We start from the raw sequence: 510 nt of genomic DNA, 5'->3' as shown, positions 1-510 counted from the left end.
TTCTATTTTACACAATTATATGGACGTAACTTTTAATTAACAAATTCTCGGGTTTTTCATCCCTTTTTGTTAGATAAAAAATTATAATTAACAAAAACCGGGTCAGACGACTGAAATATGTTAAATAAATCCGGATAATGAACAAAATCGCGATATTTTTGTTAGATATATTTGGATGATATTGTATTTTTATCATTTAAAGATGAAAAACTACTACCGGCTCGATCTTATTTACAAAAATTTGCCGAATCTGTTAGATATATCGATTTAATTAACAGATTCTCGGGTTTTTCATCCCTTTTTGTTAGATATAAAATTATAATTAACAAAAACCGAGCCAAGCAGCCGAAATATGTCAAATAAACCCGGATAATTAACAAAAATGCGAAATTCTTGTTAAATATATTTGGATGGTGTTGTATTTTTACCATTTAAAGATGAAAAACCACTACCGGCCCGATCTTATTAACAAAAAATAGTCAAATCTGTTAAATATATCGAGATAATTAA

It is taken from the genome of Nosocomiicoccus sp. HMSC059G07 (assembly GCF_001815515.1).
GTDB lineage: Bacteria > Bacillota > Bacilli > Staphylococcales > Salinicoccaceae > Nosocomiicoccus > Nosocomiicoccus ampullae_A.
This window is presented reverse-complemented; position numbering follows the sequence as displayed.